This window comes from Sphingobacterium thermophilum (assembly GCF_039541675.1).
In the GTDB taxonomy this organism is placed as follows: Bacteria; Bacteroidota; Bacteroidia; order Sphingobacteriales; family Sphingobacteriaceae; genus Sphingobacterium; species Sphingobacterium thermophilum.
Genome location: NZ_BAABGR010000015.1, coordinates 570,541 through 593,823 on the forward strand (window position 1 = coordinate 570,541; position 23,283 = coordinate 593,823).

24 protein-coding genes are annotated in these 23,283 nt (G+C 41.3%); 11 read left to right on the forward strand and 13 right to left on the reverse strand.

Features of this window, described 5'->3' with window-relative positions; all coding sequences use genetic code 11:
• Positions 1–57 precede the first annotated feature (57 nt).
• The 4 genes from ABD873_RS08405 to ABD873_RS08420 all read right to left on the reverse strand — a co-directional run bounded on the left by ABD873_RS08405 (position 58) and on the right by ABD873_RS08420 (position 5,158).
• The gene (locus ABD873_RS08405) at positions 58–708 is read right to left on the reverse strand and encodes a lipoprotein signal peptidase (RefSeq protein ID WP_345067214.1); all 651 of its coding nucleotides are present in this window, start codon (positions 706–708) and stop codon (positions 58–60) included.
• 67 nt (positions 709–775) lie between these two features.
• Positions 776–1,162 carry a TraR/DksA family transcriptional regulator gene (locus ABD873_RS08410; protein ID WP_039054421.1) on the reverse strand — a complete coding sequence of 129 codons (387 nt, stop codon included), beginning with the start codon at positions 1,160–1,162 and terminating at the stop codon, positions 776–778.
• Positions 1,163–1,165: 3 nt separating this feature from the next.
• Entirely contained in the window at positions 1,166–4,579 is a 3,414-nt protein-coding gene (ileS, locus tag ABD873_RS08415) for an isoleucine--tRNA ligase (RefSeq protein ID WP_345067219.1), read from the reverse strand.
• Positions 4,580–4,804: 225 nt separating this feature from the next.
• Complete coding sequence (locus ABD873_RS08420) at positions 4,805–5,158, reverse strand: HesB/IscA family protein (RefSeq protein ID WP_039052741.1); 354 nt, start codon at positions 5,156–5,158, stop codon at positions 4,805–4,807.
• 90 nt (positions 5,159–5,248) lie between these two features.
• Between ABD873_RS08420 and ABD873_RS08425 the strand changes: the two genes are divergently transcribed.
• From ABD873_RS08425 to purE, 9 genes are all read left to right on the forward strand, one after another.
• Positions 5,249–5,767, forward strand: a complete 519-nt coding sequence (locus tag ABD873_RS08425; protein WP_039052742.1) for a DUF7935 family protein — start codon at positions 5,249–5,251, stop codon at positions 5,765–5,767.
• Positions 5,768–5,933: 166 nt separating this feature from the next.
• Complete coding sequence (locus ABD873_RS08430; RefSeq protein ID WP_345067224.1) at positions 5,934–7,205, forward strand: serine hydroxymethyltransferase; 1,272 nt, start codon at positions 5,934–5,936, stop codon at positions 7,203–7,205.
• Between the two features lie 249 nt (positions 7,206–7,454).
• Entirely contained in the window at positions 7,455–8,048 is a 594-nt protein-coding gene (locus ABD873_RS08435; RefSeq protein ID WP_345067228.1) for an RNA polymerase sigma factor, read from the forward strand.
• 136 nt (positions 8,049–8,184) lie between these two features.
• Positions 8,185–8,874, forward strand: a complete 690-nt coding sequence (locus tag ABD873_RS08440; RefSeq protein WP_039052744.1) for a zinc metallopeptidase — start codon at positions 8,185–8,187, stop codon at positions 8,872–8,874.
• A gap of 135 nt (positions 8,875–9,009) precedes the next feature.
• The gene (ffh, locus tag ABD873_RS08445; RefSeq protein WP_345067233.1) at positions 9,010–10,353 is read left to right on the forward strand and encodes a signal recognition particle protein; all 1,344 of its coding nucleotides are present in this window, start codon (positions 9,010–9,012) and stop codon (positions 10,351–10,353) included.
• Positions 10,354–10,471: 118 nt separating this feature from the next.
• The gene (locus ABD873_RS08450) at positions 10,472–11,062 is read left to right on the forward strand and encodes an NADH-quinone oxidoreductase subunit A (RefSeq protein WP_039052745.1); all 591 of its coding nucleotides are present in this window, start codon (positions 10,472–10,474) and stop codon (positions 11,060–11,062) included.
• A complete protein-coding gene (locus ABD873_RS08455) occupies positions 11,059–11,565 on the forward strand; it encodes an NADH-quinone oxidoreductase subunit B (protein ID WP_039052746.1) in 507 nt (168 codons plus the stop codon). Before ABD873_RS08450 ends, ABD873_RS08455 begins: the two co-directional genes overlap by 4 nt.
• A gap of 15 nt (positions 11,566–11,580) precedes the next feature.
• Positions 11,581–12,723: a 5-(carboxyamino)imidazole ribonucleotide synthase gene (locus ABD873_RS08460; RefSeq protein ID WP_345067239.1), complete on the forward strand. Its 1,143-nt coding sequence runs from the start codon at positions 11,581–11,583 to the stop codon at positions 12,721–12,723.
• A gap of 4 nt (positions 12,724–12,727) precedes the next feature.
• Positions 12,728–13,234, forward strand: coding sequence for a 5-(carboxyamino)imidazole ribonucleotide mutase (gene purE / locus ABD873_RS08465; RefSeq protein ID WP_039052748.1), 507 nt, complete (start codon positions 12,728–12,730; stop codon positions 13,232–13,234).
• A 27-nt stretch (positions 13,235–13,261) separates the two neighbouring features.
• Here the strand turns inward: purE and ABD873_RS08470 are convergent, their stop codons facing one another.
• The 4 genes from ABD873_RS08470 to bshA all read right to left on the reverse strand — a co-directional run bounded on the left by ABD873_RS08470 (position 13,262) and on the right by bshA (position 16,865).
• The gene (locus tag ABD873_RS08470) at positions 13,262–14,245 is read right to left on the reverse strand and encodes a sugar phosphate isomerase/epimerase family protein (protein ID WP_345067244.1); all 984 of its coding nucleotides are present in this window, start codon (positions 14,243–14,245) and stop codon (positions 13,262–13,264) included.
• Between the two features lie 119 nt (positions 14,246–14,364).
• Positions 14,365–14,928: a ribosome recycling factor gene (gene frr / locus ABD873_RS08475; RefSeq protein ID WP_345067247.1), complete on the reverse strand. Its 564-nt coding sequence runs from the start codon at positions 14,926–14,928 to the stop codon at positions 14,365–14,367.
• Between the two features lie 20 nt (positions 14,929–14,948).
• A complete protein-coding gene (pyrH, locus tag ABD873_RS08480; RefSeq protein WP_345067250.1) occupies positions 14,949–15,653 on the reverse strand; it encodes a UMP kinase in 705 nt (234 codons plus the stop codon).
• Positions 15,654–15,731: 78 nt separating this feature from the next.
• The gene (bshA, locus tag ABD873_RS08485) at positions 15,732–16,865 is read right to left on the reverse strand and encodes an N-acetyl-alpha-D-glucosaminyl L-malate synthase BshA (protein WP_345067253.1); all 1,134 of its coding nucleotides are present in this window, start codon (positions 16,863–16,865) and stop codon (positions 15,732–15,734) included.
• Between the two features lie 84 nt (positions 16,866–16,949).
• Between bshA and arfB the strand changes: the two genes are divergently transcribed.
• Complete coding sequence (arfB, locus tag ABD873_RS08490; protein WP_345067257.1) at positions 16,950–17,357, forward strand: alternative ribosome rescue aminoacyl-tRNA hydrolase ArfB; 408 nt, start codon at positions 16,950–16,952, stop codon at positions 17,355–17,357.
• Between the two features lie 380 nt (positions 17,358–17,737).
• On the forward strand, positions 17,738–18,007 hold the full coding sequence (locus ABD873_RS08495; protein ID WP_345067260.1) for a hypothetical protein: 270 nt from the start codon (positions 17,738–17,740) through the stop codon (positions 18,005–18,007).
• A gap of 288 nt (positions 18,008–18,295) precedes the next feature.
• Here ABD873_RS08495 and ABD873_RS08500 read toward each other — a convergent pair whose 3' ends face one another.
• The 5 genes from ABD873_RS08500 to accB all read right to left on the reverse strand — a co-directional run bounded on the left by ABD873_RS08500 (position 18,296) and on the right by accB (position 23,224).
• Positions 18,296–19,882 (reverse strand): M28 family peptidase, encoded by a 1,587-nt coding sequence (locus ABD873_RS08500; protein ID WP_345067263.1) that lies wholly within the window; start codon positions 19,880–19,882, stop codon positions 18,296–18,298.
• Positions 19,883–19,899: 17 nt separating this feature from the next.
• Positions 19,900–20,331, reverse strand: coding sequence for a ribose 5-phosphate isomerase B (gene rpiB / locus ABD873_RS08505; RefSeq protein ID WP_345067266.1), 432 nt, complete (start codon positions 20,329–20,331; stop codon positions 19,900–19,902).
• Between the two features lie 7 nt (positions 20,332–20,338).
• The gene (tatC, locus tag ABD873_RS08510; protein ID WP_345067270.1) at positions 20,339–21,208 is read right to left on the reverse strand and encodes a twin-arginine translocase subunit TatC; all 870 of its coding nucleotides are present in this window, start codon (positions 21,206–21,208) and stop codon (positions 20,339–20,341) included.
• 79 nt (positions 21,209–21,287) lie between these two features.
• On the reverse strand, positions 21,288–22,649 hold the full coding sequence (accC, locus tag ABD873_RS08515; RefSeq protein WP_039052754.1) for an acetyl-CoA carboxylase biotin carboxylase subunit: 1,362 nt from the start codon (positions 22,647–22,649) through the stop codon (positions 21,288–21,290).
• A gap of 86 nt (positions 22,650–22,735) precedes the next feature.
• A complete protein-coding gene (gene accB / locus ABD873_RS08520) occupies positions 22,736–23,224 on the reverse strand; it encodes an acetyl-CoA carboxylase biotin carboxyl carrier protein (protein ID WP_039052755.1) in 489 nt (162 codons plus the stop codon).
• Positions 23,225–23,283: the final 59 nt, after the last annotated feature.

Genomic DNA, 23,283 nt, shown 5'->3' on the forward strand with positions numbered 1-23,283 from the left:
TTGTTTTATAGTAAAGATAAAAATAAAGGCCGGATTTTGATTCCAGCCTTTTTATTTTTAGTCTTCTATGATCTCGCTGTGTGGCGTATCTTTTTCTTTATGTTCTTCTTTGAAATATCTTTTTTGGAATATGAGAATTAAAAATACTCCTACAGTGATAGCGGAGTCCGCAATGTTGAATACAGGGCGGAAAAACAGAAATTCTTCTCCTCCCCATACGGGAAACCAAGAAGGGAAGGTCCCTTCAATAAGAGGGAAGTATAGCATGTCTACCACCTTTCCGTGTAGAAAAGGAGCGTAGCCACCACCTTCAGGGAAAAGCTTCGCCGTTTCAAACATGGTACTTTCGGTGAAGATAACTCCATAAAATACAGAGTCTAGGATATTGCCCAATGCGCCAGCAAATATTAAGGCTACGTTAAGAATAAAACCTCGATTATATTTGTTTTGGATCATATAATGGAGGCCATAACCTATCCCGCATACGGCAATAATACGGAAGAGGGTCAGTATGAGCTTTCCATATTCGCCGCCGAATTCCATGCCATAAGCCATGCCGGGATTTTCGATAAAGTGGATTTGAAATTTTTCACCCAGCACATGGAAACTCTGACCTATGGTCATATTCAGTTTTACCCAAAACTTCGATAGTTGATCTATGAGAAGAATAATGACGATTAATGTAATGGGTTTCGTATAGCCTTTCATAAGTATTTTATAAAATAGCCTTTACAACAGAAAATTGCAAAGGCTATTTTCTTAGAGTTTAGTTCTTTTAGTACTGTTTGTTTTTCGCTTCTATACTTAGAGTTGTGTGAGGAACGGCTTTCAGACGTTCTTTCTGGATAAGCTTGCCGGTTTCTCTGCAGATGCCGTACGTTTTGTTTTCGATACGCACCAAAGCTGCTTCAAGATTCTCGATAAACTTCTTCTGACGTGCAGCAAGTTGGTTGATTTGCTCTTTTTCCAAAGTTGCAGAACCGTCTTCCAAAGTTTTATATGTTCCGGCAGTATCGTCTGTGCCGTTGGCATTGTCTCCACTTAAAGTTTTTGTAAGCTCTTCCAGCTCCTGCCTTGCAATCCTCAACTTCTCCAGTATGATAGCTTTGAACTCTTGCAACTCAGCGTCGCTGTAGCGTGTTTTTTCCTTTTGTTCTCCCATAACCTAGTTTTTTTCGATTAATATTTCTAGTTTACTATCGTTGATTTCTACGATGTCTCCGTGAGGGACAACATCCACAAAATCAATAGAATCAGCTAGTATTTCGGTGCAAATATACGACAAATTATCTTTGGCTGCTTCTTCGATAGCTTTATTTTGGCTTATTGTAACTTTTATTCTATCTGTAACTTCGAAATCTTTGTCTTTACGCAGATTTTGGATACGGTTGATAAGCTCTCTGGCGATACCTTCCTTTTTCAGCTCTTCCGTAATATGGATGTCTAAGGCTACGGTAAGGTTGCCTAAGTTGGCCACTTGCCATCCCGCCACATCTTCAGCGATGATTTCCACATCTTCCAAGCCAATAGTATATCCGGTATTAGCCAAAGCGATAGTACCGTTCTTTTCTAAGGTGTCAATATCTTCCGCACCCAAAGCTTGGATAGCTGCTGTCACGATCTTCATGTCCTTACCGACTTTGGCTCCCAAGGATTTGAAGTTTGGTTTTATTTTCTTCTTAATAATTCCTGTCGTGTCAGTGATAAATTCTATGGTTTTGATGTTTGTTTCCGACAAGATCAAATCCTTAACACGTTCTACCTTCTCTTGGAAGGTGGAATCCAATACAGGAACCAATATCTTGCTCAATGGTTGACGAACATTGATACCTACTTTTTTACGTAGCGATAAGGTTAATGAAGAGATGTCTTGAGCTAAGGCCATTCTTTCTTCCAACGCTTTGTCTACCAATGCCGTATTATAGGCAGGGTAGTCTGCAAGATGCACGGATTCGAAATTTTCTTTCTTCGTTCCGTTGTTTAGGTCTGTGTATAGCTGGTCGGCGAAGAATGGTGCGATAGGTGACATCAGCTTCGCTACAGTGATAAGACAGGTGTACAAAGTTTGGTATGCTGAAATCTTGTCTTCGGTGTATTCACCCTTCCAGAAACGACGACGACATAGACGTACATACCAGTTACTTAAGTGCTCATCGACAAAGTTTTGGATAGCGCGGGCAGCTTTCGTAGGCTCGTAGTCTTCATAGTAGGAGTCTACCTCTTTGGTTAAGCTGTTCAACAACGAGATAATCCATCTGTCGATCTCAGGGCGTTTCTCGATAGCGATTTCAGGCTCGGCATACGAGAATTTGTCGATATTGGCATATAATGCAAAGAAAGCATAAGTATTATATAAGGTACCGAAGAATTTACGTCGTACCTCATCTAAGCCTTCTTCATTGAATTTAAGGTTATCCCAAGGCGAAGCATTGCTGATCATGTACCAGCGTGTAGCATCTGCCGAATATTTTTCTATGGTATCGAATGGATCTACGGCATTGCCCAAACGTTTGGACATCTTGTTTCCATTTTTGTCGAGAACAAGACCATTAGATACGACATTTTTAAACGCTACAGAACCACGAACCATCGTAGAGATAGCGTGAAGTGTGAAGAACCATCCGCGTGTTTGATCTACCCCTTCAGCGATGAAGTCTGCCGGGAACGATGAATTGTACTCATCTTTGAAAGGAAGAGGGTCGCCGGAAGCAAGCTTATCGTAATCCAATCCCCATTGTGCGTAAGGCATAGCACCCGAGTCAAACCATACATCTATTAAGTCCGGTTCGCGGTACATCTTTTTGCCTGAATTAGACACAAGAACGATATGGTCTACGTACGGACGGTGAAGGTCTAGCCTTTCTGTGCCGAATTTTTCTAAAAAGGCTCTGTTGGTAGCTTTTTCTTCTTCGCTGAGCACATCAGCGGCTAAAGAAGCTTCCAGATAGCTCTTCAACTCAGGCAATGAGCCGATACAAATCTCTTCGGACTCATCTTCTGTGCGCCAGATTGGTAGAGGTGTCCCCCAATATCTTGAACGGGAAAGGTTCCAGTCCACAAGGTTTTCCAACCAGTTACCGAAACGGCCCGATCCGGTAGTTTCCGGCTTCCAGTTGATGGTTTTATTTAACTCTACCAACTGTTCCTTAACGGCTGTGGTACGGATAAACCAGCTGTCTAATGGGTAATATAATACAGGTTTGTCTGTACGCCAGCAGTGTGGATAGGAGTGCTCGTATTTTTTGACCTCAAAGGCTTTGTTTTCTTCTTTCAGCTTAATGGCGATAAGAACGTCGGTAGGTCGGAAATCTTTATCGGCACGTTCTTCAGCAGAATAATATTCTTCTTTCACAAAACGTCCAGCAAAATCAGTGATTTCCTTCACAAAACGCCCTGTACGATCTACGGTAGGCACTTCCTTTCCGTTTTCATCCTTCACCAAAATTGCCGGAACACCAGCCTCTTTGGCTACACGGAAGTCGTCTGCTCCGTAAGTAGGAGCGATGTGCACAATACCCGTACCGTCTTCTGTACTTACGTAGTCGCCCGGAATTACGCGGAATGCCTTTTCCAACAGTTCTTCTGAGGTTACATACGGCATCAGCTGATGGTAGCGAAGACCTATCATTTCTTCTCCCTTGAATTCAGCTACACACTGCCAAGGAATCAGCTTGTCGCCTAACTTATAATCTTGGAAAGAAGCGTTTTCCGCTTCCGCTTTGAAATATTTATTAACAAGATTTTTGGCTAAGATTACTGAAACAGGTAATCCTGTATATTGGTTGAAGGTCTTTATTTTAACATATTCAATCTTAGGTCCTACAGCCAAGGCTGAGTTTCCTGGTAAGGTCCAAGGGGTTGTCGTCCATGCCAAAAAGGCTACATCTTCTTCGGAAGATTCTACCAATACATTCATCAAAGGATGGATCTGACCTTTGTCCAGACGAAACTGTGCTACGATTGTCGTATCCTTAACATTTTTGTATGTTCCCGGTTGGTTAAGCTCGTGAGAGCTCAATCCTGTACCTGCAGCAGGAGAATATGGCTGAATCGTATATCCTTTATATAGTAGTCCTTTATTATATAAATCTTTAAGCAAAAACCATAAGGTCTCTATGTATTCGTTTTGATAGGTGATGTACGGATTTTCAAGGTCAACCCAGTAACCCATCTTTTCAGTAAGGTCGTTCCATACATCGGTATATTTCATTACCTCTCTGCGGCAGGCATTGTTATATTCTTCCACAGAGATTTTTACGCCAATATCTTCTTTTGTGATACCCAAAGATTTTTCTACAGCCAATTCTATAGGAAGTCCGTGAGTGTCCCAGCCTCCTTTACGTTTTACCTGATAACCTTTTAAGGTTTTGTAGCGGCAGAAAATATCTTTGATGGTACGTGCCATAACGTGGTGGATACCCGGCATACCGTTTGCCGATGGTGGCCCCTCATAAAAAGTATATGGTTTACTTGAAGGACGGTTCGAAATGCTCTTTGCGAAGATGTTTTCTGCTTTCCAACGTTTTAAAACTTCCTTGCCGATCTCCGGTAAATTTAACTGCTTATATTCCTTGTACATCACGTATTTTATATCAAAATTTCAAAGGTCGCTAATTTAACGAAATAACTTTAAAAATGGAAGGTGAAAAAATAGGATAAGAGAGAGGGGCAAATTTCTTCTTTTTGATTTATTGTTTAATAAAATATGCGACCCAAAAGAGCTGCCTGCTCGAGCGATGGATAATGGATAGAAAATAAAAAAGCACCTTTTATGGTGCTTTTTTTATGAAAATTGAATCAGCTTTTATGCAGAGAAACTTGACCCGCAACCACAAGTACTAGTCGCATTTGGATTGTTAAATGTAAATCCTCTGGCGTCCAATCCGTTTTTGAAGTCTACTTCCATTCCGGCAAGATACATGCCGTGAGCTTTATTCATGAAAATACGGATTCCTTCGTAGGTGTATTCGTTGTCACCATCTTGTTTTTGGTCGAAGCCAAGAACATAGCTCAAACCTGAACATCCACCACCCTGAACACCTATGCGTAAGCCAAATTCAGGTCCCAACTCTTGTTGGTCTATCAGTTTTTTCAATTCTGCTACAGCTCCCGGCGTAAAGGTTATAGGTGCCGTATTGATTATATTGTCTGTACTCATAGTTTTCTACACTGAATTGATAGTTTAACAAAATTACATATTTTTAGCCATTAATCTTTAGACTTATAATTTTTGACAATTTTTAAACATATGAATATCTATAATTTTCTGTTGGATACCTTGAGCATAGGCGTGGGCGTATTTGTGGCTTTGTTGGCGGTATTATATATCTTGTGGCCGAAAGTGGAGCGTTTAGTATTGAAAGTGCAAACTATAGCGTCCGGCAGGGAAAACAGAAGGGAAAAGGCTCAGCTGCGGCTGGCAGCATACGAACGGCTTATATTGTACTGTCATCGTATCTCGCCTTATCAGGTGATGTTAAGAAACCACGATGCTGGCCTGACGGTGGAGCAGTTCAAGGCAGCCTTGGTAAGCGATATCGAACAAGAATTTCAGCATAACATTACGCAGCAGCTATATGTGTCGGATGCAGCATGGACAGTAGTGAAAAATCTTAAAGACACCACCATCACTATGCTCACCAACATACAAAAAGAGGCGTCTGCTACAACAGTAGATAACTATGTGGCTGCAGTCATTAAATATGTGGCGGAATTAGAGGTTAATCCCTATGAGGCGGCCCAGATTATTCTAAAAAAAGAAGTATAAACCCAATAAAATTTTTGTAAGCGTCCTTTGGGGATGTGAAAATTAACGAATTTTTATTTCCGACTTACTTTTTGAAAAGAAATAGCAAAGGGTGCCCCGAAAAGTTTAGAGAATCGTATATTTGCAACGAAAATAAATAATCCACATCCCTCAATAATTAAGAATAATGGAAAGAGATCAAGCCATCTTTAATCTTATCGCTGAAGAGCTAAAGCGCCAAGAAGAAGGTATAGAATTAATCGCCTCGGAGAACTTCGTGAGTAAACAAGTGATGGAAGCCGCAGGTTCGGTATTGACCAACAAATATGCGGAAGGACTTCCAGGAAAGCGTTACTACGGAGGCTGTGAAGTTGTTGACCAAATAGAATCTATTGCTATCGAAAGAGCGAAAAAACTTTTCGGGGCAGAATGGGTTAACGTACAACCTCACTCTGGAGCGCAAGCTAATGCAGCGGTATTTTTAGCTACCCTTAAGCCGGGAGACAAAATTTTAGGTCTTGACTTATCGCACGGTGGTCACTTGACTCACGGTTCTCCTGCCAACCTGTCCGGAAAAATCTATCAACCATTATTTTACGGTGTAAAAGAAGAAACCGGATTAATCGATTACGAAGGATTAGAAGAAACAGCACTACGTGAAAAACCTAAGATGATTATCTGTGGTGCTTCAGCATATTCACGTGACTGGGATTATGCACGTATCCGTAAGGTTGCGGATGAAATCGGTGCCCTTGTATTGGCGGACATCTCACATCCTGCAGGTCTTATTGCTAAAGGCTTGTTGAACGACCCTCTAAAACACTGTCACATCGTAACGACAACTACCCACAAAACATTACGTGGTCCTCGTGGCGGTATGATCATGGTAGGTAAAGATTTCGAAAATCCATGGGGTATCACTACACCTAAGGGGGAAGTGCGCACGATTACCCAATTGTTAGATTTGGCGGTATTCCCAGGTACTCAAGGTGGTCCTCTTGAACATACTATCGCGGCCAAAGCGGTAGCCTTCGGAGAGGCTCTTTCTGATGAATATCTAGAGTATGTAAAACAAGTGAGAGCAAATGCTCAGACCTTGGCGAAGTTCTTCATGGAACGTGACTACAAAATCATCTCGGGAGGTACTGACAACCACCTCATGTTGGTAGACCTACGCAACAAAGATATCTCAGGTAAGGAAGCTGAAGCGGTGTTGGGTCAGGCAGGTATCACTACCAACAAAAATATGGTTCCTTTTGATACACGTTCACCTTTCGTAACTTCAGGAGTGAGATTCGGTACTGCAGCTATCACTACTCGCGGTATCAAAGAAGCCGAAATGATTCAAATCGGAGAATTGATCGATGAAGCATTGAAAGCTAAATCGGATGCAGCGAAGTTGGCTACTATCCATGGGAAAGTAAAAGAAATGATGGCTAAATTCCCGCTATATCGCTAAGATTTATTCCCTAAGGAATTCAAAATAGAGGAGGCTTCAAACATTTTTGAAGCCTCTTTTGTTTTATAGATATAGAATGTGAATTAATGTTAAAACTCTTTTCCTTTCTTGTATTAGTAAAGTTTTTTAAGCTATTTTTGACTCGAGAGAAATAGATATTGCTTAAATGTTAAACCTATAAAAACATCGCCTATAGAAACACGCTTACTCTTAATAAATGATTCTTGCTGATTCATAAAATATTATTATATGAAGACAACTTTAAATGCCTTGAGCGATCAGGAACTTATCCATCTGTATCAAGGAGGCGACGAAAGTGGATTAAAAGAACTGATAGACCGCTATAAGAGTAAGATTTATACCTTCATCTATACCAAAGTGAGGGACGAGTTTCTGGCAGAAGATATTTTCCAGGAAACCTTTATCAAGGTAATCAATACGATTAAGACGGGAGGATATAATGAGGAAGGCAAATTTCTTCCTTGGGTGTTGCGCATTGCTTACAATATGATTATTGACCACTTCCGCAAAGAGAAGCGCCTCCCTAATGTGGTGAGCAGCGACGGCTTTGATATCTTCGAGGTGTTGCGGTTTGCCGAAGACGATGCCGAAAAGAAGATGGTGCGTTCACAGATAAGCGCAGACCTACAGAAGATTATACAGCTCCTGCCGGATGACCAGAAGGAAGTGCTCATCATGCGTCATTTCTGTGATATGAGCTTCAAAGAAATTGCAGACATTACCAATGTAAGTATCAACACGGCATTAGGCAGGATGCGCTATGCACTAAGTAACCTGCGACGCCTTATCGAAGAACATAATATCAGCTTTCAGCTTTATTGAGGACTGCAACATTGACCTTTCCCGTCGTCAGAAAAAGACATAATGGCATTTCCTTCGTAAGAATGTGGAAATAGTCTTGCTTTGGAATCAAAATTGTAATTATCTTAGTGAGCATAAACAACTATAATTTTAAGATATGACAATTTGGTTTTTATTAATAGCGATTGGTATTCTTGGTATGATGGTGCAATGGAGATTCAAGAGTAAGTTTACGACTTATTCTGAACAGCCATTGTCTTCGGGATTATCAGGTGCTGAAATAGCACAAAAAATGTTGCATGAGAATGGCATCTACGATGTACAGGTAATTTCGGTAGAAGGACAATTGACAGATCATTATAATCCAACAAATAAAACAGTAAATCTAAGTCCGGAAGTTTATCACGGACGCAGTGTGGCAGCCGCTGCTGTAGCAGCCCACGAATGTGGTCATGCCGTGCAGCACGCTACAGCCTATTCCTGGCTGCAGTTTCGTTCGGCGATGGTACCTATAGTAAATGTGGCATCACGTATCACCCAATTTACACTGATGATTGGTGTGATGTTAGCCGTATTTTCGCATGTATATCTGTTGCTACAGATTGGCGTGGCAGCCTTAGCTGTAACAACATTATTCAGCTTTATCACGCTGCCGGTAGAATTTGATGCCTCCAAGCGTGCCTTGGCGTGGTTGGATACATCCAATGTGACACATAGTAAAACAGAACATGATGGTGCTAAAGATGCACTGAAATGGGCAGCTATGACATATGTGATAGCAGCATTATCGGCTCTGGTGACATTATTGTACTATGCCCAAATGCTAGCAGGAAGAAGAGATGACTAATTGATATAGCTAGGAACTACGTGAAAGGGAGATAGACTTATCTCCCTTTTTTGTGTTTAGTGACAAAGCATAGATGTCCTTTCATGGCAATTTTGTAACTTTGTGGTTTAGCATAAGAATTTCAAAAGATTAACTATGTTTTCAAATCTTCAGGATAAATTAGAAAGAGCCTTTAAAGTCTTAAAGGGACAAGGAAATATTACAGAAATCAACGTCGCTGAGACGATGAAAGAAATTCGCAAGGCATTGTTGGATGCCGATGTGAATTATAAAACAGCCAAGACTTTTACCGACCAAGTAAAACAAAAAGCTTTAGGTCAAAATGTAATCAACAGCATTTCGCCGGGACAGCTGTTGACTAAGATTATGAACGACGAGTTGACCGCCTTGATGGGAGGTACAACTTCGGAGTTAGACCTTTCTAAAAATCCTACTATCATCCTTATTGCAGGTTTGAATGGTGCCGGTAAAACTACCTTTTCAGGTAAGTTGGCCAATTATCTGAAAGAGAAGAAGGGGAAAAAGCCTTTGTTGGTAGCGGGTGACGTTTACCGTCCTGCAGCTATTGACCAATTGGAGGTGTTGGGAAATCAGGTAGGAGTTCCGGTTTATACGGATAGAACATCCACGGATCCTATTGCCATTGCCAAAGCGGGGGTAGAAGAAGGAAAGAAAAACGGAAATAACGTAATCATTATCGATACGGCAGGTCGCCTAGCTGTAGATGAGCCTCTGATGGTGGAAATATCTGCGGTAAAGGAAGCAACGCAGCCGCATGAAATCTTATTCGTCGTGGACGCCATGACCGGTCAGGATGCTGTGAATACGGCCAAAGCGTTCAACGACCGTCTTGACTTTACCGGCGTTGTATTGACCAAATTGGATGGTGATACACGTGGTGGTGCAGCCTTATCTATCAAATCTGTTGTCAATAAGCCTATCAAATTTATAGGTACAGGAGAGAAGATGGATGCTTTGGATGTGTTCCACCCGGATCGTATGGCTTCCCGTATCTTAGGTATGGGGGACGTGGTATCCTTGGTAGAACGTGCTCAGCAGCAGTTTGACGAAAAGCAGGCTGCCGAATTGCAGAAGAAAATACGTAAGAACCAGTTCGATTTCAACGACTTCCGTGCGCAGATACAGCAAATCAAGAAGATGGGCAATATGAAAGATTTGGTGGGTATGATTCCAGGCGCTTCCAAAGTGTTGAAAGATGTGGAAATCGACGACAATGCTTTCAAACCTATCGAAGCTATCATTGATTCGATGACACCGAAAGAACGTGAGAATCCGGATATCATAGACCAACGTAGAAGGATGCGTATCGCCAAAGGTTCTGGAACAAGTATCGAAGAGGTAAACAAGCTCATCAAGCAGTTTATGGACATGCGCAAAGTGATGAAGCAGATGTCAAACCCAGGAATGATGGCTAAGATGATGCGTAATATGCCTAAAATGCCGGGTAGACCATTTTAAGAAAGTACAACATCAGTCAGCATACAAGGCAAGCTATTAATAGCTTGCTTTTGTTTTTAAAAATCAATTTTGTTATGTAATTTTATAGGTATAGAATTAATTGTTAATTTTGTACTATATGGACGATTACCCCACACAGTTATCTTCTTACGGTACAATCCTTCTCTTAGGATTAGCAGGGATATTATTGGTGTGTGTGACCATGTTTCTGGCGAAAATCTTGTCGCCCAATAAACCTAATCCTATCAAGCTGAGTACTTATGAATGTGGAGAAGAGCCGACCGGCACTTCTTGGGTGCAGTTCAATCCGCGTTTCTATGTCATTGCATTGATATTTCTTCTTTTTGACGTAGAGCTCATCTTTGTTTTCCCTTGGGCAACGGTCTATGGACAGGCCGAACTTATTCAGATGGATTCCAGATGGGGATGGTTTACTTTAATCGAGATGGCCATCTTTTTGGGGATACTTATCCTAGGCTTGATCTATGTATGGAAAAGAGGGGATCTGCGCTGGGTCAAACCACAACATGTTACTCCTACTGTAGATGTAGCTATCCCTAAATCAGCATACAACGCATTAAACAATAAGTCTTATGAGGTAAGAGACTATAGAGCTACGGTACAGGAACCGGTAGAAGAAAAACAAGAAGAAGCTAAACCACAGACTTCTTTAGGTTTCAAACCTCGATTTAAAAAGCCGAACGCATGACAAATATAGAACAACAGTTGAGATCAGATGGGGTTATCGTCGCCAAGATCGATGACCTACTGAATTGGGCCCGTCTTTCGTCCATGTGGCCGGTAAGTTTCGGTATTGCGTGTTGTGCTATAGAGATGATGGGCGCTATGGCTTCCACCTATGATTTGGATCGGATTGGAGTGTTCCCTCGTCCATCGCCGCGGCAGGCCGATGTGATGATAATCGCGGGTACAGTAACCTTTAAGATGGCAGACCGTATCAAGCGTCTGTATGAGCAGATGCCAGAGCCTCGCTATGTCATCTCCATGGGGTCTTGTTCAAATTGTGGAGGACCATATTGGCAACATGGCTATCACGTCGTGAAAGGTGTGGACAAGGTTATTCCGGTGGATGTATACGTGCAGGGATGCCCTCCACGTCCGGAAGCATTAATAGGGGCGTTTTTGGAGCTACAAAAGAAGATAGAGAAGGAGCAAATCCTTCACGACAAATATTTTGAAGAGAGCGTTTAATAGTATTATAAATATATGGTAAAAGATTTTTATGGTGAGTTGCAGTTAGGTATTCTTGGAGGCGGGCAGCTGGGACGTATGCTCATCCAAGAAGCTATAAATTTCAATGTGAACATCCATGTGCTGGATCCGGACAAAAATGCGCCGTGCCGCAAATTGTGTAATCATTTTGAATGTGGCTCATTGAGTGATTATGATACTGTTTACAACTTCGGTAAGGAGTTGGACATGATCACTATAGAAATAGAAAAAGTAAATGTTGATGCTTTGGAAGCCTTGGAAGAAGAAGGAGTGCTTGTATATCCTCAGTCGCGTGTGATACGCCTTATTCAGGATAAAGGATTACAAAAGCAGTTTTTCAAGCAAAACGGAATTCCCACGCCGGCATTTCAGTTCATTTCAAATAAGGAATCCTTAAAATCGGCAAATCTTTCTATTCCTTATGTGCAGAAACTCCGTAGAGATGGGTATGATGGGAAGGGCGTCAAGATGATACGCACAGAGGCAGATTTAGATAATGCATTCAATGAACCTTCCATCATAGAAGAGATTGTTGATTTTGAGAAAGAAATTGCTGTTATCGTAGCCCGCAATGACAGAGGAGAGGTGAAGACCTTCCCTATGGTAGAAATGGAGTTCAATCCTGAAGCCAACTTGGTAGAATTTTTAATTTCTCCTTCTACATATAGCTTTGAGATTCAGCAGAAGGCAGAAGAACTGACGAAGAAGATAGCAAACGATTTACAGATTGTAGGGCTGCTGGCTGTAGAGATGTTCTTGACCAAAGAAGGCGAAATTCTGGTTAACGAGCTGGCTCCACGACCACACAATTCGGGACATCAAACGATAGAAGGAAATTTCACTTCTCAGTTTGGTCAGCATCTGCGTGCTATTTTTAATCTTCCTTTGGGAGATACCAGTGCTCGTACCAATGCTGTGATGATTAACCTGCTGGGAGAAGAAGGATACGAAGGACTTGCCAAATACGAAGGAGTAGAAGAAGTTTTGGCCATAGAAGGGGTTTATGTACATTTGTACGGAAAGAAATACACCAAGCCTTTCCGCAAGATGGGACATGTGTGTATCATCCATGCGGATAGAGAAGTGGCTATAAGCAACGCACGTAAAGTTCAGAAAATATTAAAAGTTATCGCATAGATTTATGAGTTCACAAACTGCTCAGGTAGGCATTATCATGGGAAGCAAGTCAGATCTTCCCGTGATGCAGGATGCTGTAAATGTATTAAAAGAATTGGGTGTTGCCTTTGAGGTGACGATAGTGTCTGCACACCGTACACCTCATCGTATGTTTGAATATGCGGAGAAGGCTGCGGAAAGAGGATTGAAAGTTATTATTGCAGGCGCCGGAGGTGCTGCTCACCTACCTGGGATGGTGGCTTCCATTACCCATCTACCGGTGATCGGCGTTCCTGTGAAATCTTCCAATTCCATCGATGGATGGGATTCTGTGCTGTCTATTCTGCAGATGCCAAACGGTATTCCGGTGGCGACGGTAGCCCTTAATGCCGCGAAGAATGCAGGAATTTTGGCCGCACAGATTATCGCTACTCAAGATGCTAAGGTTGCTGAAAATCTTCTGAACTTCAAGAAAGGTCTTAAAGAAAAAGTCGAAGAGACGGCCAAAGAGGTAGAAAATATGACATTCTAAATAAATTAAGGGGGATTTATCCCCCTTTTATTTTGTCAAAAATTTCTGCACATAGTCATAGCTCTTTTTCACACTTTCGAATTTATTAGCCACATAGATATCATCCTGTTCCACAAAAGCATATTGAAGTCCCGCTTTTGTTTTTTCTTGCGTAATATTTAAATAATCTATCGTGCCTGTACCTACTTCTGTATAACGCACTTCCTTGAAAATGGAATCCAATGGCATGTCGTCATAATCACCGCCGACGATAGGCTTGGTGAAGTTGCGGTCCATATCTTTTACATGCCAAAGCTCAAAACGTCCCGGATATTTTTCAAAATAGGTCAATGCACTGAATCCAGCTTTTTCCAACCAGAAGATATCCAATTCGAAAGCGACAAGATCTTTTTCGGTGAAGGCTAAAAGGATGTCTAACCCTCTTGTCGTGTTGCCGAACTGTCTCAATTCCCAAAAATGGTTGTGATAGCCAACTTTAATACCGGCTTTCTTAGCGACTTCCCCAGCCTTGTTAAGTTGCTCCGCTGCATACTTATAATCGTCAGAAGTCAAAGCGTTCAGGTCAAACATGGGATTGGTAGGCGCTATAATATATTTTTGTCCTAAGGTTGCAGCCACTTCCACATATTTTTCTATGCTTTCTTTGTCGCTATGGTTCTTGCTTAAGTATTTGCTCATGTCATAATGACCAGAATAAGTTTTGAGGTTATTATCGTCCATGATCTTTTTCAGATCCAATAATTCTAGGCCCCAGAACGAATTGCTGTTGAGATCCAGACCAAAAGTTTCGATATGCGAATAACCAATTTTGGATATGGTTTCTAATGTGGTTTTGGCGTCGCTAAACAGCAGGTCCCTAAGGGTGAAGAGTTGTAGGCCTATATTGGCAAGTGGGTTATCACCTTTAATGGACTTAGAACCTGAACAAGCGGACAGCAATGAATTGCTTAGCAGTGCCCCCACAGCACCTAATCCGGCTTGCTTGATAAAAGCTCTTCTTGAAGTATGCATAAGCTGAAATATTTTATAATTGGATTTAAAGATTGGTTGTATAAATATAATAAATTAACGGTAAAAGAAAAGGCTTTCATAAATATGAAAGCCTTTGAGTCTTGTTGGATTTTATATCCTTAGATAGTCATGATATCTTTTTCTTTTGCTTCTGCAAGCTGGTCTACCTGAGCGATAAATTTGTCAGTAAGTTTTTGAACTTCAGCTTCACCGCTTTTGATTTCATCTTCAGATACACCTTCGCTTTTCAGTTTTTTGATAGCTTCGTTAGCCTCTTTACGGATGTTGCGAACCGCTACGCGACCTTTTTCAGCTTCTTCTTTAGCTTTTTTTACAAGATCACGTCTTCTTTCTTCTGTCAACGGAGGTACGATAAGACGGATAACCATTCCGTCGTTTTGTGGGTTAAGACCGATGTTAGAGTCGATAATAGCTTTTTCGATAACACTTAGCATCGATTTTTCCCATGGTTGAATTACTAAAGTACGTGCGTCCGTAGTGTTAATATTGCTTACCTGTGAAAGAGGAGTACTAGAACCGTAATAATCTACGCTGATACCATCCAACATGGAAGGAGTGGCCTTACCGGCGCGGATTTTTGTGAGTTCTGACTCCGTATGAGCAACTGCTTTGGTCATCTTTTCCTTGCAGTCGTCCAGTTCCATTGAAATCAGTTCGTTCATATGTTTTAAATGTTTTATACTTAACTAACAATTGTTCCGATATGTTCGCCTGATGCTAATTTTTTGAGGTTTCCAGGTTTGTTCATATCAAAAACAATGATGGGTAGATTATTTTCTTGACACAAGGTGAAGGCAGTCATATCCATTACGTTCAGTCCTTTTTCATACACTTCGGAGAAGGATATATGCTCGTATTTTGTTGCCGTAGCATCTTTTTCTGGGTCTGCAGTATAGATACCATCCACACGTGTTCCTTTAAGTACGGCATCAGCATTGATTTCAATCGCTCTAAGAGAGGCTGCCGTATCGGTAGTGAAGTATGGATTACCTGTTCCTGCTCCAAATATTACTATTCGGCCTTTTTCCAGGTGGCGTACAGCTCTTCTGCGGATAAATGGCTCACAGATCTGTTCCATTTTTATCGCTGTCAACAATCTTGTTTTTAATCCTACTTTCTCCAAAGCATCCTGGAGTGCCATACTGTTGATGACGGTAGCAAGCATTCCCATATAGTCGGCTTGAACTCTGTCCATTCCAGCTTTTTCTGCACTAAGTCCTCTGTAGATGTTGCCTCCGCCGATGACGATTGCGATTTCTATGCCTAAAGCGTGAATTTCTTTGATTTCGTTAGCGTATTGATTGACACGATTGATATCGATACCGTAATTCTGCTCGCCCATGAGAGCTTCGCCGCTAAGTTTTAGTAGGATTCTTTTATATTTCATAAATTATTTCTTGGAGGATTTCCAAAAGACAAAGATATAATTTTTTTGCTGCTATATTACGTACTATAATATTTTGTTTTATTTTTTTGCATTAGCTATAGCTTCTTGGTAGTACGCTTCATAAAGTGGTAAAATCTGATTAATTTCAAAATTTTTAGCGTGATCATAAGCAGCCTGCTTAAACTTCTCTAGACGATCACAGTCTTCTAGGATATAAATTGCGTGTTGGGCCATTTCTTCTATGTTGCCTACATCGCTTAGAAATCCTGTTTCGCCATGGACGTTTAATTCCGGAAGTCCACCGATGTTGGATGACACGACAGGAACGCGACAAGCCATAGCTTCCAAGGCCGCCAATCCGAAGCTTTCAGAAGACGAAGGCATCAGGAAGAGATCCGACACAGAGAGTATTTCCTCTATAGCATCCTGTTTTCCTAAAAAACGCACCGAATTAGCTATGCCTAGCTGTCTGGCCAGCTCTTCGGCATTGCTTCTTTCTGGGCCGTCGCCCACCATGAGCAGCTTGCTTGGCACTTCCTGCATGACACGGTGGAAAATGCGGACTACATCTTCTGTATTCTTAACTTTTCGGAAGTTGGAGGTATGGACGAGGATACGTTCGTTGCCGGGAGCAATGGCTTTTTTAAAATGTTCTCTTTTTTTGTTGACAAACCTGTCAGGGTCGATAAAGTTTGGGATTACTTTGATTTCGCGTTGGATGTCGAAATATTCTTTGGTTTGTTGTTTTAGACTTTCTGATACGGTAGTAACGCCGTCCGACTGGTTGATGGAGAAGGTTACCACTGGCTTAAAGCTTTTGTCCCTTCCGACCAATGTGATATCCGTGCCGTGCAACGTCGTAATGACCGGAATGTTGATGCCGTAGCTTTTCAATATCTGTTTGGCTAGATAGGCTGCTGAGGCGTGAGGTATTGCGTAGTGTACGTGTAAGATATCCAGCTCTTCAAAGCGTACTACATCTACCAGCTTACTGGCCAACGCTGATTCATAAGGAGGAAAATCGAATAAAGGATACTGGGAAATTGCAACCTCGTGATAAAATAAATTTTCAGAGAAGAAGTCTAGTCGAGCAGGTTTATTATAGGTGATGAAATGTACTTGATGACCTTTAGACGCCAAACCTTTACCTAATTCAGTAGCCACAACCCCCGAACCACCAAACGTTGGATAGCAAACAATACCTATCTTCATGTAATTTAAATTAATATCTTTATAACAAGCAAAGTTAAGGAAGGTTTTGCATTCGTTTTGCAATAAAAGCGTAATCTTTATGTTATGATTATGGATTGGGAACAGCTTAAAAAGGAACTTCAGTATAAAACATCCCGTTCTTCAGGAGCAGGAGGACAGAATGTCAATAAAGTAGAGACCAAAGTAATGTTGCTGTGGGATTTTCAGCAGTCCCCTCTTCTTGAAGAAGAACAGAAAAGAATACTTAAAGAGAAATTAGCAACTCGACTGCAAAGTGAGGGCCTTCTTCAGGTGGAAAGTAGTGAAAGTAGAAGCCAGCTTCAAAATAAGGAAATAGCATTCCAAAAGCTTATTGTCTTGGTGTCGGAAGCTTTAAGACCCTCCAAAAAGCGGATTCCGACAAAAGTTCCACGTGCAGTCGTGCTCCAACGCTTGGATAGAAAGCGTAAACAATCTGAAAAAAAATCCAATCGCAGATGGAGACCCGAATAATTTTTTTCGAATATTTAGTGTAGGAGTTGAGGTCCGATTTGTGGAGAAGAAAAGAGGATTACGCAGCATCCAGTAAAAGAGCCTTGTCAAGAACGTAAAGGACTGCTTGAAAATTACATTGATAATGCTGTAAAAAGTATGACTACAATAGATAATAGCCCTGATAGACAGGTAAATAAATTAAGCCGGCTTGAGCAGATGAAAAAATAACGAGAGAAAAAGAACGAACACAGCAACATAAACACTCATGAGGCTCCAGAAGATAAAACTTTTTTTAATTTAATTGTTTTAGTTAAAAAATATGAAAAGTTTAAAATTTATCTTTTTAAGACTGGTGGTGTTTTTTGTATTGGAGGAACATGACTCAAATAATGACATACATGCATCTACTTGAAATAATAACTCAAACTGGGGATAAAGGCATACCTTTTCCTGTGGGCTCTAAAGCATTTGAAAATAAAGATGTGAGTGTTACAATAAAATTGCCTGAGGGATATCAATTTATTTTATCAGAAGAGAGTACTTCTAGAATGTTACCTCCTGAAGATGAAGTAGAGGTAACATGCACTTGTAATCAGGGTTCAGGAAGTTGTTCTCCGGTTAAAGCTAAAGGAAGTTATTATTATATTATGAATGACAATTGGTTCTAATTGCAGCAAGTCTGTTTCTAAAGCAAATAAAACAGTGAATATATTAGGTGTATATAAGCCAGAAGAGGGGATCTCTTTTATTTCTAATAATAAGGTTGCAGGTCTTAAAAGTTCGCTGAGAAAAAATTCAATACTATTCACCGAGATACTATACAAGTAAAATATGAATTGGAGATGTAGCACTTGCTACATACCTTGGCTTGCAACGAACATTTATTTTCTAATAATAAATCCCGCTTTTTAAGAGTTTAAAGCGGGATTTATTCATTATTCACAGAGAAGAATGAATTATCTTCCTGTGCCTTTAGCATCTTCCAAAGGAAGGTCTACTACAGGTTTTGTATCTCTGTTGGCAAGATCCCAAGCTACATTGAAAATCAATCTTTCTCGTTTTACCATCATTGGAAAATCAATCTTATCTACGGTATCTTCCGGAGTGTGATAGTGTGGATGTAATCCTGAGAAGAAGAACAGCGAAGGGATGCCGTTTTTCGCAAAGTTGTAGTGGTCTGAGCGGTAATATAAGCGCATAGGCTCGTCCGGACGATCATAATCGTAGTCCAAGATAAGATTTATGTCTTTGTTAGCCTTTTCGACGATAGGTTTTAAGTCGGTACTCAATTTGTTTGTTCCGATAACGTGCACATAATTGTGGTCACCGTTCAGGTGCTTATCGTCAATTCGGCCTAGCATATCGATGTTGATACATGCTACGGTTTTTTCCAAAGGAATGATAGGATTCTCTACATAGAACTGTGATCCTAAAAGACCTTTTTCTTCTGCCGCCAAAGCGATGAAAAGTATGCTGCGGCGAGGGCCTTTACCATCTTTTTTCGCTTTAGCGAAAGCTTTTGCCAACTCTACAACCGCTACGGTACCAGAGCCGTTATCGTCAGCTCCAGGGAAAATAGTGCCGTTAGGAAGGATACCGTCGTGGTCCCAGTGTCCGCATACGACAATCACTTCATCTTTCAAGTCGGAACCTTCAAGATACCCCAATACGTTAGGATCATCCAGTTTCTCTCTTTTTACTCCCATTTCGGCGTTGATACCTACTTTGATGGTTTTGGCAGGTTCTGGTGAAGTAAGGGTTTTCGCTTTAAACTGCTCCAGACTGGTGCCGATTTTGGCCAATAGCTGATTTGCCATAGCCGTATTGACAAGCACTACTGGGGCAGCTTGCGTGCTGTTGTTTGCTGCAGTACCCTTATCTAGCTGCACACGTCCCATCAGACTACGGCCGCCTATTCTTTTTATCATTTCATCATTTTGAGAACTTGCAGCCAATATTAATTTAGGGTTCAGCTTGGTTAGCTCCTGAATTCTTTTGAAGCGGCTTGACGTCCATGTAGATTTGGTTGAGGTTCCTGTGATTATCGAATTGCCCGAAGCATCTACAGGCTCTCCCTCATTTACCAATAGAATAACCTTTCCTGTTACATCAACACCTTTCAATTCATTATATTTTTCATCCTGGATGCCATAACCTACAAAGATGATTTCGTCAGCTTGGATAGACTGAGCGGAATTGTCTCCTTGTACGAAAAAATCTTGACCATAGACAAAGTTCTGGTCACCTAAGCGGAAAGATTCCACATTATAGGCTACACGTACCAATGATACGGGCTGGTGGTAGGAGCCATTCACGATGGGCTTTAATCCATACGACTGGAACTGTTCGGTAATATATTTTACCGTTTTTTTGCCTCCTTCTTGGCCTGTGCCGCGTCCCTCAAATTCTTTGCTGGCAAGGATAGTCAGATGAGCCTTGGAAGATTCTTCCGTAATTAAGTTAGCGTATTTCGATGGCGCCTGTGCCAACGAACAGCTGTATGCATAAGGCAGAATGAATAATAATGAAAACAGTTTTCTCATAATCGATTTATAATTAGTTAAGAACAAGCGATTTTATTTACACGGTTTGCGTGTCTTCCTCCTTCAAAGTCGGTAGTGAGGAAGGTATGTGTGATTTTTTTTGCCAAATCTAAGTCAATAAATCTGGCAGGTATACATACAATGTTGGCGTTGTTGTGCTGACGTGCCAAAGCAGCTATTTCATTTTGCCATGCTATGGCAGCACGAATGCCTTGATGTTTGTTAGCGGTGATGGCCACCCCGTTGGCACTGCCGCAGATCAAAATACCCAATTCTTGCTCCTTGTCCTCTACCGCCGAAGCAACAGGATGTGCATAGTCCGGATAGTCTACGGAGTCCGCTGAAGCAGGTCCAAAATCCTTCACATCATGTCCTAATTCTTGTAGAAACTTGATAATTTCCTCTTTGTACTCAAATCCTGCGTGATCGCTACCTATTGCTATTTTCATAATAAGATTATTTAGTGTTATAAAATTCTTTTTCCCGTTGTTCTTTACGTTTGTGCACACGTGCTGACACCATGATACTCACCTCATATAAGATAAACATAGGAGCTGCCACTGTAAGCATGGTGATGACATCGGCCGAAGGGGTAATCACTGCCGCCAGCACCAAGATAATTACGGTAGCATATCGACGGCTCGCACGTAAAAAGGCTGGTGTCATCAATCCTAATTTCGATAAGATAAAGATGATGATAGGTAATAAAAATACAACCCCACATCCTATTGTCAAGGTGGCTATGGTGGATAAGTAATTGTCTATGGTAATTTGATTGTTGATTTCGACGCTGAGATCTACGTTGGCTAAAAAGTTAATGGACAGAGGCACTACGATATAGTACCCGAATAAGGCGCCGATAAGGAATAGGGCAGAGGCATAGAAGATGAATCCCTGTGCCGACTTGCGCTCTACCTCTGTTAAGGCGGGCTTAACGAACAACCATATCTCGAACAGCAGGTAAGGAAATCCCAAGACCAGTGCTGTCAGCAAGCTGGAATTGATTTGCAACATGAACTGTGAAGTTAACTCCGTACTGATAAGATTAAAAGGAATTCTTTTTACACACAGTTCGTCTAAACTTAAGACTTCGCCAAGTTTACACATCATGCGGTAGGTCCAAAAATCAAGACGTTTGGGACCTAATATGACTTGGTTGATAATAAAGTCGTTGTAAGCAAACGCTAGGATTGCAAAGACTGCTATAGCTATTACGGAACGGATAAGATGCCATCTCAGAACTTCCAAATGTTCGAAGAAGGACATTTCGGCTTCTAGATTCTTTCCTTTGTTCTTTATCGAGTCGATTAATTTTTTGCTAGACATAGAAAACTGTAAGTGTCAAAAACAAAAATACCATTCTTAACCCTAAGAATGGTATTTTTTATGCATGAAAACAAAAATTTTACGCTTCGTCCTCTTCCGGATATTCCGAAAGGTCGAAAGATTCCATAAATTTTGTTGTAAAGTTTCCTGCTCGGAAGTTAGGGTCGCGCATCAAACGACGGTGCAATGGAATGGTGGTTTTCACCCCTTCAATCACGAACTCGCTTAATGCTCTTTCCATTGTCGCGATAGCTTCTTCACGTGTTTGTGCCACACAGATAAGCTTCGCAATCATAGAATCATAGTTTGGCGGGATGGTATATCCAGAATATACGTGTGTGTCCACCCGTACTCCATGGCCTCCCGGAGAATGAAAGTTGGTGATTTTTCCCGGAGAAGGTCTGAAGTTGTTGAACGGATCTTCCGCGTTGATACGACATTCGATGGCGTGCATTGTTGGCTCGTAGTTTTTACCCGAGATAGGAATACCGGCAGCGACTTTTATCTGTTCTTTGATTAAGTCGAAGTTAATAACCTCTTCGGTCACTGGGTGCTCCACCTGGATACGGGTGTTCATTTCCATAAAGTAGAAGTTGCCGTGTTTGTCTACTAAAAATTCGATAGTTCCGGCACCTTCGTAGTTTACGGCTTTTGCACCGCGTATTGCGGCTTCTCCCATCTTTGCACGCAACTCCGGTGTGATAAACGGAGAAGGAGATTCCTCAACAAGCTTTTGGTGACGGCGCTGGATAGAGCAGTCACGTTCCGACAGGTGACATACTTTGCCGTATTGGTCTCCGATGATTTGGATTTCGATGTGACGAGGCTCTTCCACATATTTCTCTATGTAAAGACCATCGTTACCGAATGCTGCACCGGCTTCTTGACGTGCCGACTCCCAGTTAGCTTCGAAATCTTCGTCTTTCCATACGATACGCATACCACGTCCACCACCTCCGGCAGTAGCCTTGATGATGACAGGGTATCCAATCTCGTTGGCTATCTTGATACCTTCTTTGATGTTCGGAACTATACCGTCTGATCCCGGTACGGTAGGTACGCCCGCTTTTTTCATAGTTTCCTTAGCCGCAGCTTTGTCCCCCATTTTTTCGATCTGCTCTGCCGTAGCACCAATAAATTTGATGCCGTATTCAGCACAGATGGCCGAGAATTTAGCATTTTCGGAAAGGAAACCATATCCCGGGTGAATGGCGTCAGCATTTGTTAATTCTGCTGCCGCAATGATATTAGGAATATTGAGATAAGAATCTTTACTTGCTGGAGGTCCTATACATACCGCTTCATCAGCAAAACGTACATGCAAACTGTCCTTATCTGCTGTAGAGTATACGGCTACACTCTTAATGCCCATCTCACGGCATGTGCGGATGATGCGTAAAGCGATTTCGCCTCTATTCGCTATTAATATTTTTTTGAACATAAAATGACTTATTATACCAATTGAATCAGTTTCTGTATAGACACTGTAGTAAATGCAAAAAGAGCTGCTATGAAGCAGCTTTTAGCTTATCTAGGATCAACTAAGAATAATGGTTGATCGTATTCAACTGGTTGTGCGTCGTCTACTAAGATTTTTACAATTTTACCAGAAACTTCCGATTCAATCTCATTGAACAATTTCATTGCTTCAATGATACATAATACTTTTCCTACAGAAATTTCATCACCTACATTGACGAAAGGAGCTTTGTCTGGTCCTGGTGCACGGTAGAATGTACCGATCATCGGTGATTTTACGGTGATGTATTTTGAGCTGTCCTCAACAGGTGCTGCCGGTGCTGTAGGAGCTGCTGGTGCAGGTGCAGGAGCAGCTGGAAGAGCCTGCGTAGGAGCGGCCGCTACCGGAGCAGCAGGAATATTTGCCGTAACAATAGTTGGCTCTTGATTGGTTTTTATGGTAATTTTGAAATCTTTTTCTTCGATTGATACTTCATTCACACCTGATTTTGAAACAAACTTAATCAAGTCTTGAATTTGCTTAATGTCCATACCCATGATAGTACGTTTTTTAAAAGTTAAAGTTAATTATTACAAGTAGTCGGTAAATATAGCAA

Excerpts from the sequence above, each read along its gene's own strand:
- ABD873_RS08405 (WP_345067214.1), bottom strand. The coding sequence starts at position 708 with ATGAAAGGCTATACGAAACCCATTACATTAATCGTCATTATTCTTCTC.
- ABD873_RS08410 (WP_039054421.1), bottom strand. The coding sequence starts at position 1,162 with ATGGGAGAACAAAAGGAAAAAACACGCTACAGCGACGCTGAGTTGCAA.
- ileS (WP_345067219.1), bottom strand. The coding sequence starts at position 4,579 with ATGTACAAGGAATATAAGCAGTTAAATTTACCGGAGATCGGCAAGGAA.
- ABD873_RS08420 (WP_039052741.1), bottom strand. The coding sequence starts at position 5,158 with ATGAGTACAGACAATATAATCAATACGGCACCTATAACCTTTACGCCG.
- ABD873_RS08425 (WP_039052742.1), top strand. The coding sequence starts at position 5,249 with ATGAATATCTATAATTTTCTGTTGGATACCTTGAGCATAGGCGTGGGC.
- ABD873_RS08430 (WP_345067224.1), top strand. The coding sequence starts at position 5,934 with ATGGAAAGAGATCAAGCCATCTTTAATCTTATCGCTGAAGAGCTAAAG.
- ABD873_RS08435 (WP_345067228.1), top strand. The coding sequence starts at position 7,455 with ATGAAGACAACTTTAAATGCCTTGAGCGATCAGGAACTTATCCATCTG.
- ABD873_RS08440 (WP_039052744.1), top strand. The coding sequence starts at position 8,185 with ATGACAATTTGGTTTTTATTAATAGCGATTGGTATTCTTGGTATGATG.
- ffh (WP_345067233.1), top strand. The coding sequence starts at position 9,010 with ATGTTTTCAAATCTTCAGGATAAATTAGAAAGAGCCTTTAAAGTCTTA.
- ABD873_RS08450 (WP_039052745.1), top strand. The coding sequence starts at position 10,472 with ATGGACGATTACCCCACACAGTTATCTTCTTACGGTACAATCCTTCTC.
- ABD873_RS08455 (WP_039052746.1), top strand. The coding sequence starts at position 11,059 with ATGACAAATATAGAACAACAGTTGAGATCAGATGGGGTTATCGTCGCC.
- ABD873_RS08460 (WP_345067239.1), top strand. The coding sequence starts at position 11,581 with ATGGTAAAAGATTTTTATGGTGAGTTGCAGTTAGGTATTCTTGGAGGC.
- purE (WP_039052748.1), top strand. The coding sequence starts at position 12,728 with ATGAGTTCACAAACTGCTCAGGTAGGCATTATCATGGGAAGCAAGTCA.
- ABD873_RS08470 (WP_345067244.1), bottom strand. The coding sequence starts at position 14,245 with ATGCATACTTCAAGAAGAGCTTTTATCAAGCAAGCCGGATTAGGTGCT.
- frr (WP_345067247.1), bottom strand. The coding sequence starts at position 14,928 with ATGAACGAACTGATTTCAATGGAACTGGACGACTGCAAGGAAAAGATG.
- pyrH (WP_345067250.1), bottom strand. The coding sequence starts at position 15,653 with ATGAAATATAAAAGAATCCTACTAAAACTTAGCGGCGAAGCTCTCATG.
- bshA (WP_345067253.1), bottom strand. The coding sequence starts at position 16,865 with ATGAAGATAGGTATTGTTTGCTATCCAACGTTTGGTGGTTCGGGGGTT.
- arfB (WP_345067257.1), top strand. The coding sequence starts at position 16,950 with ATGATTATGGATTGGGAACAGCTTAAAAAGGAACTTCAGTATAAAACA.
- ABD873_RS08495 (WP_345067260.1), top strand. The coding sequence starts at position 17,738 with ATGCATCTACTTGAAATAATAACTCAAACTGGGGATAAAGGCATACCT.
- ABD873_RS08500 (WP_345067263.1), bottom strand. The coding sequence starts at position 19,882 with ATGAGAAAACTGTTTTCATTATTATTCATTCTGCCTTATGCATACAGC.
- rpiB (WP_345067266.1), bottom strand. The coding sequence starts at position 20,331 with ATGAAAATAGCAATAGGTAGCGATCACGCAGGATTTGAGTACAAAGAG.
- tatC (WP_345067270.1), bottom strand. The coding sequence starts at position 21,208 with ATGTCTAGCAAAAAATTAATCGACTCGATAAAGAACAAAGGAAAGAAT.
- accC (WP_039052754.1), bottom strand. The coding sequence starts at position 22,649 with ATGTTCAAAAAAATATTAATAGCGAATAGAGGCGAAATCGCTTTACGC.
- accB (WP_039052755.1), bottom strand. The coding sequence starts at position 23,224 with ATGGGTATGGACATTAAGCAAATTCAAGACTTGATTAAGTTTGTTTCA.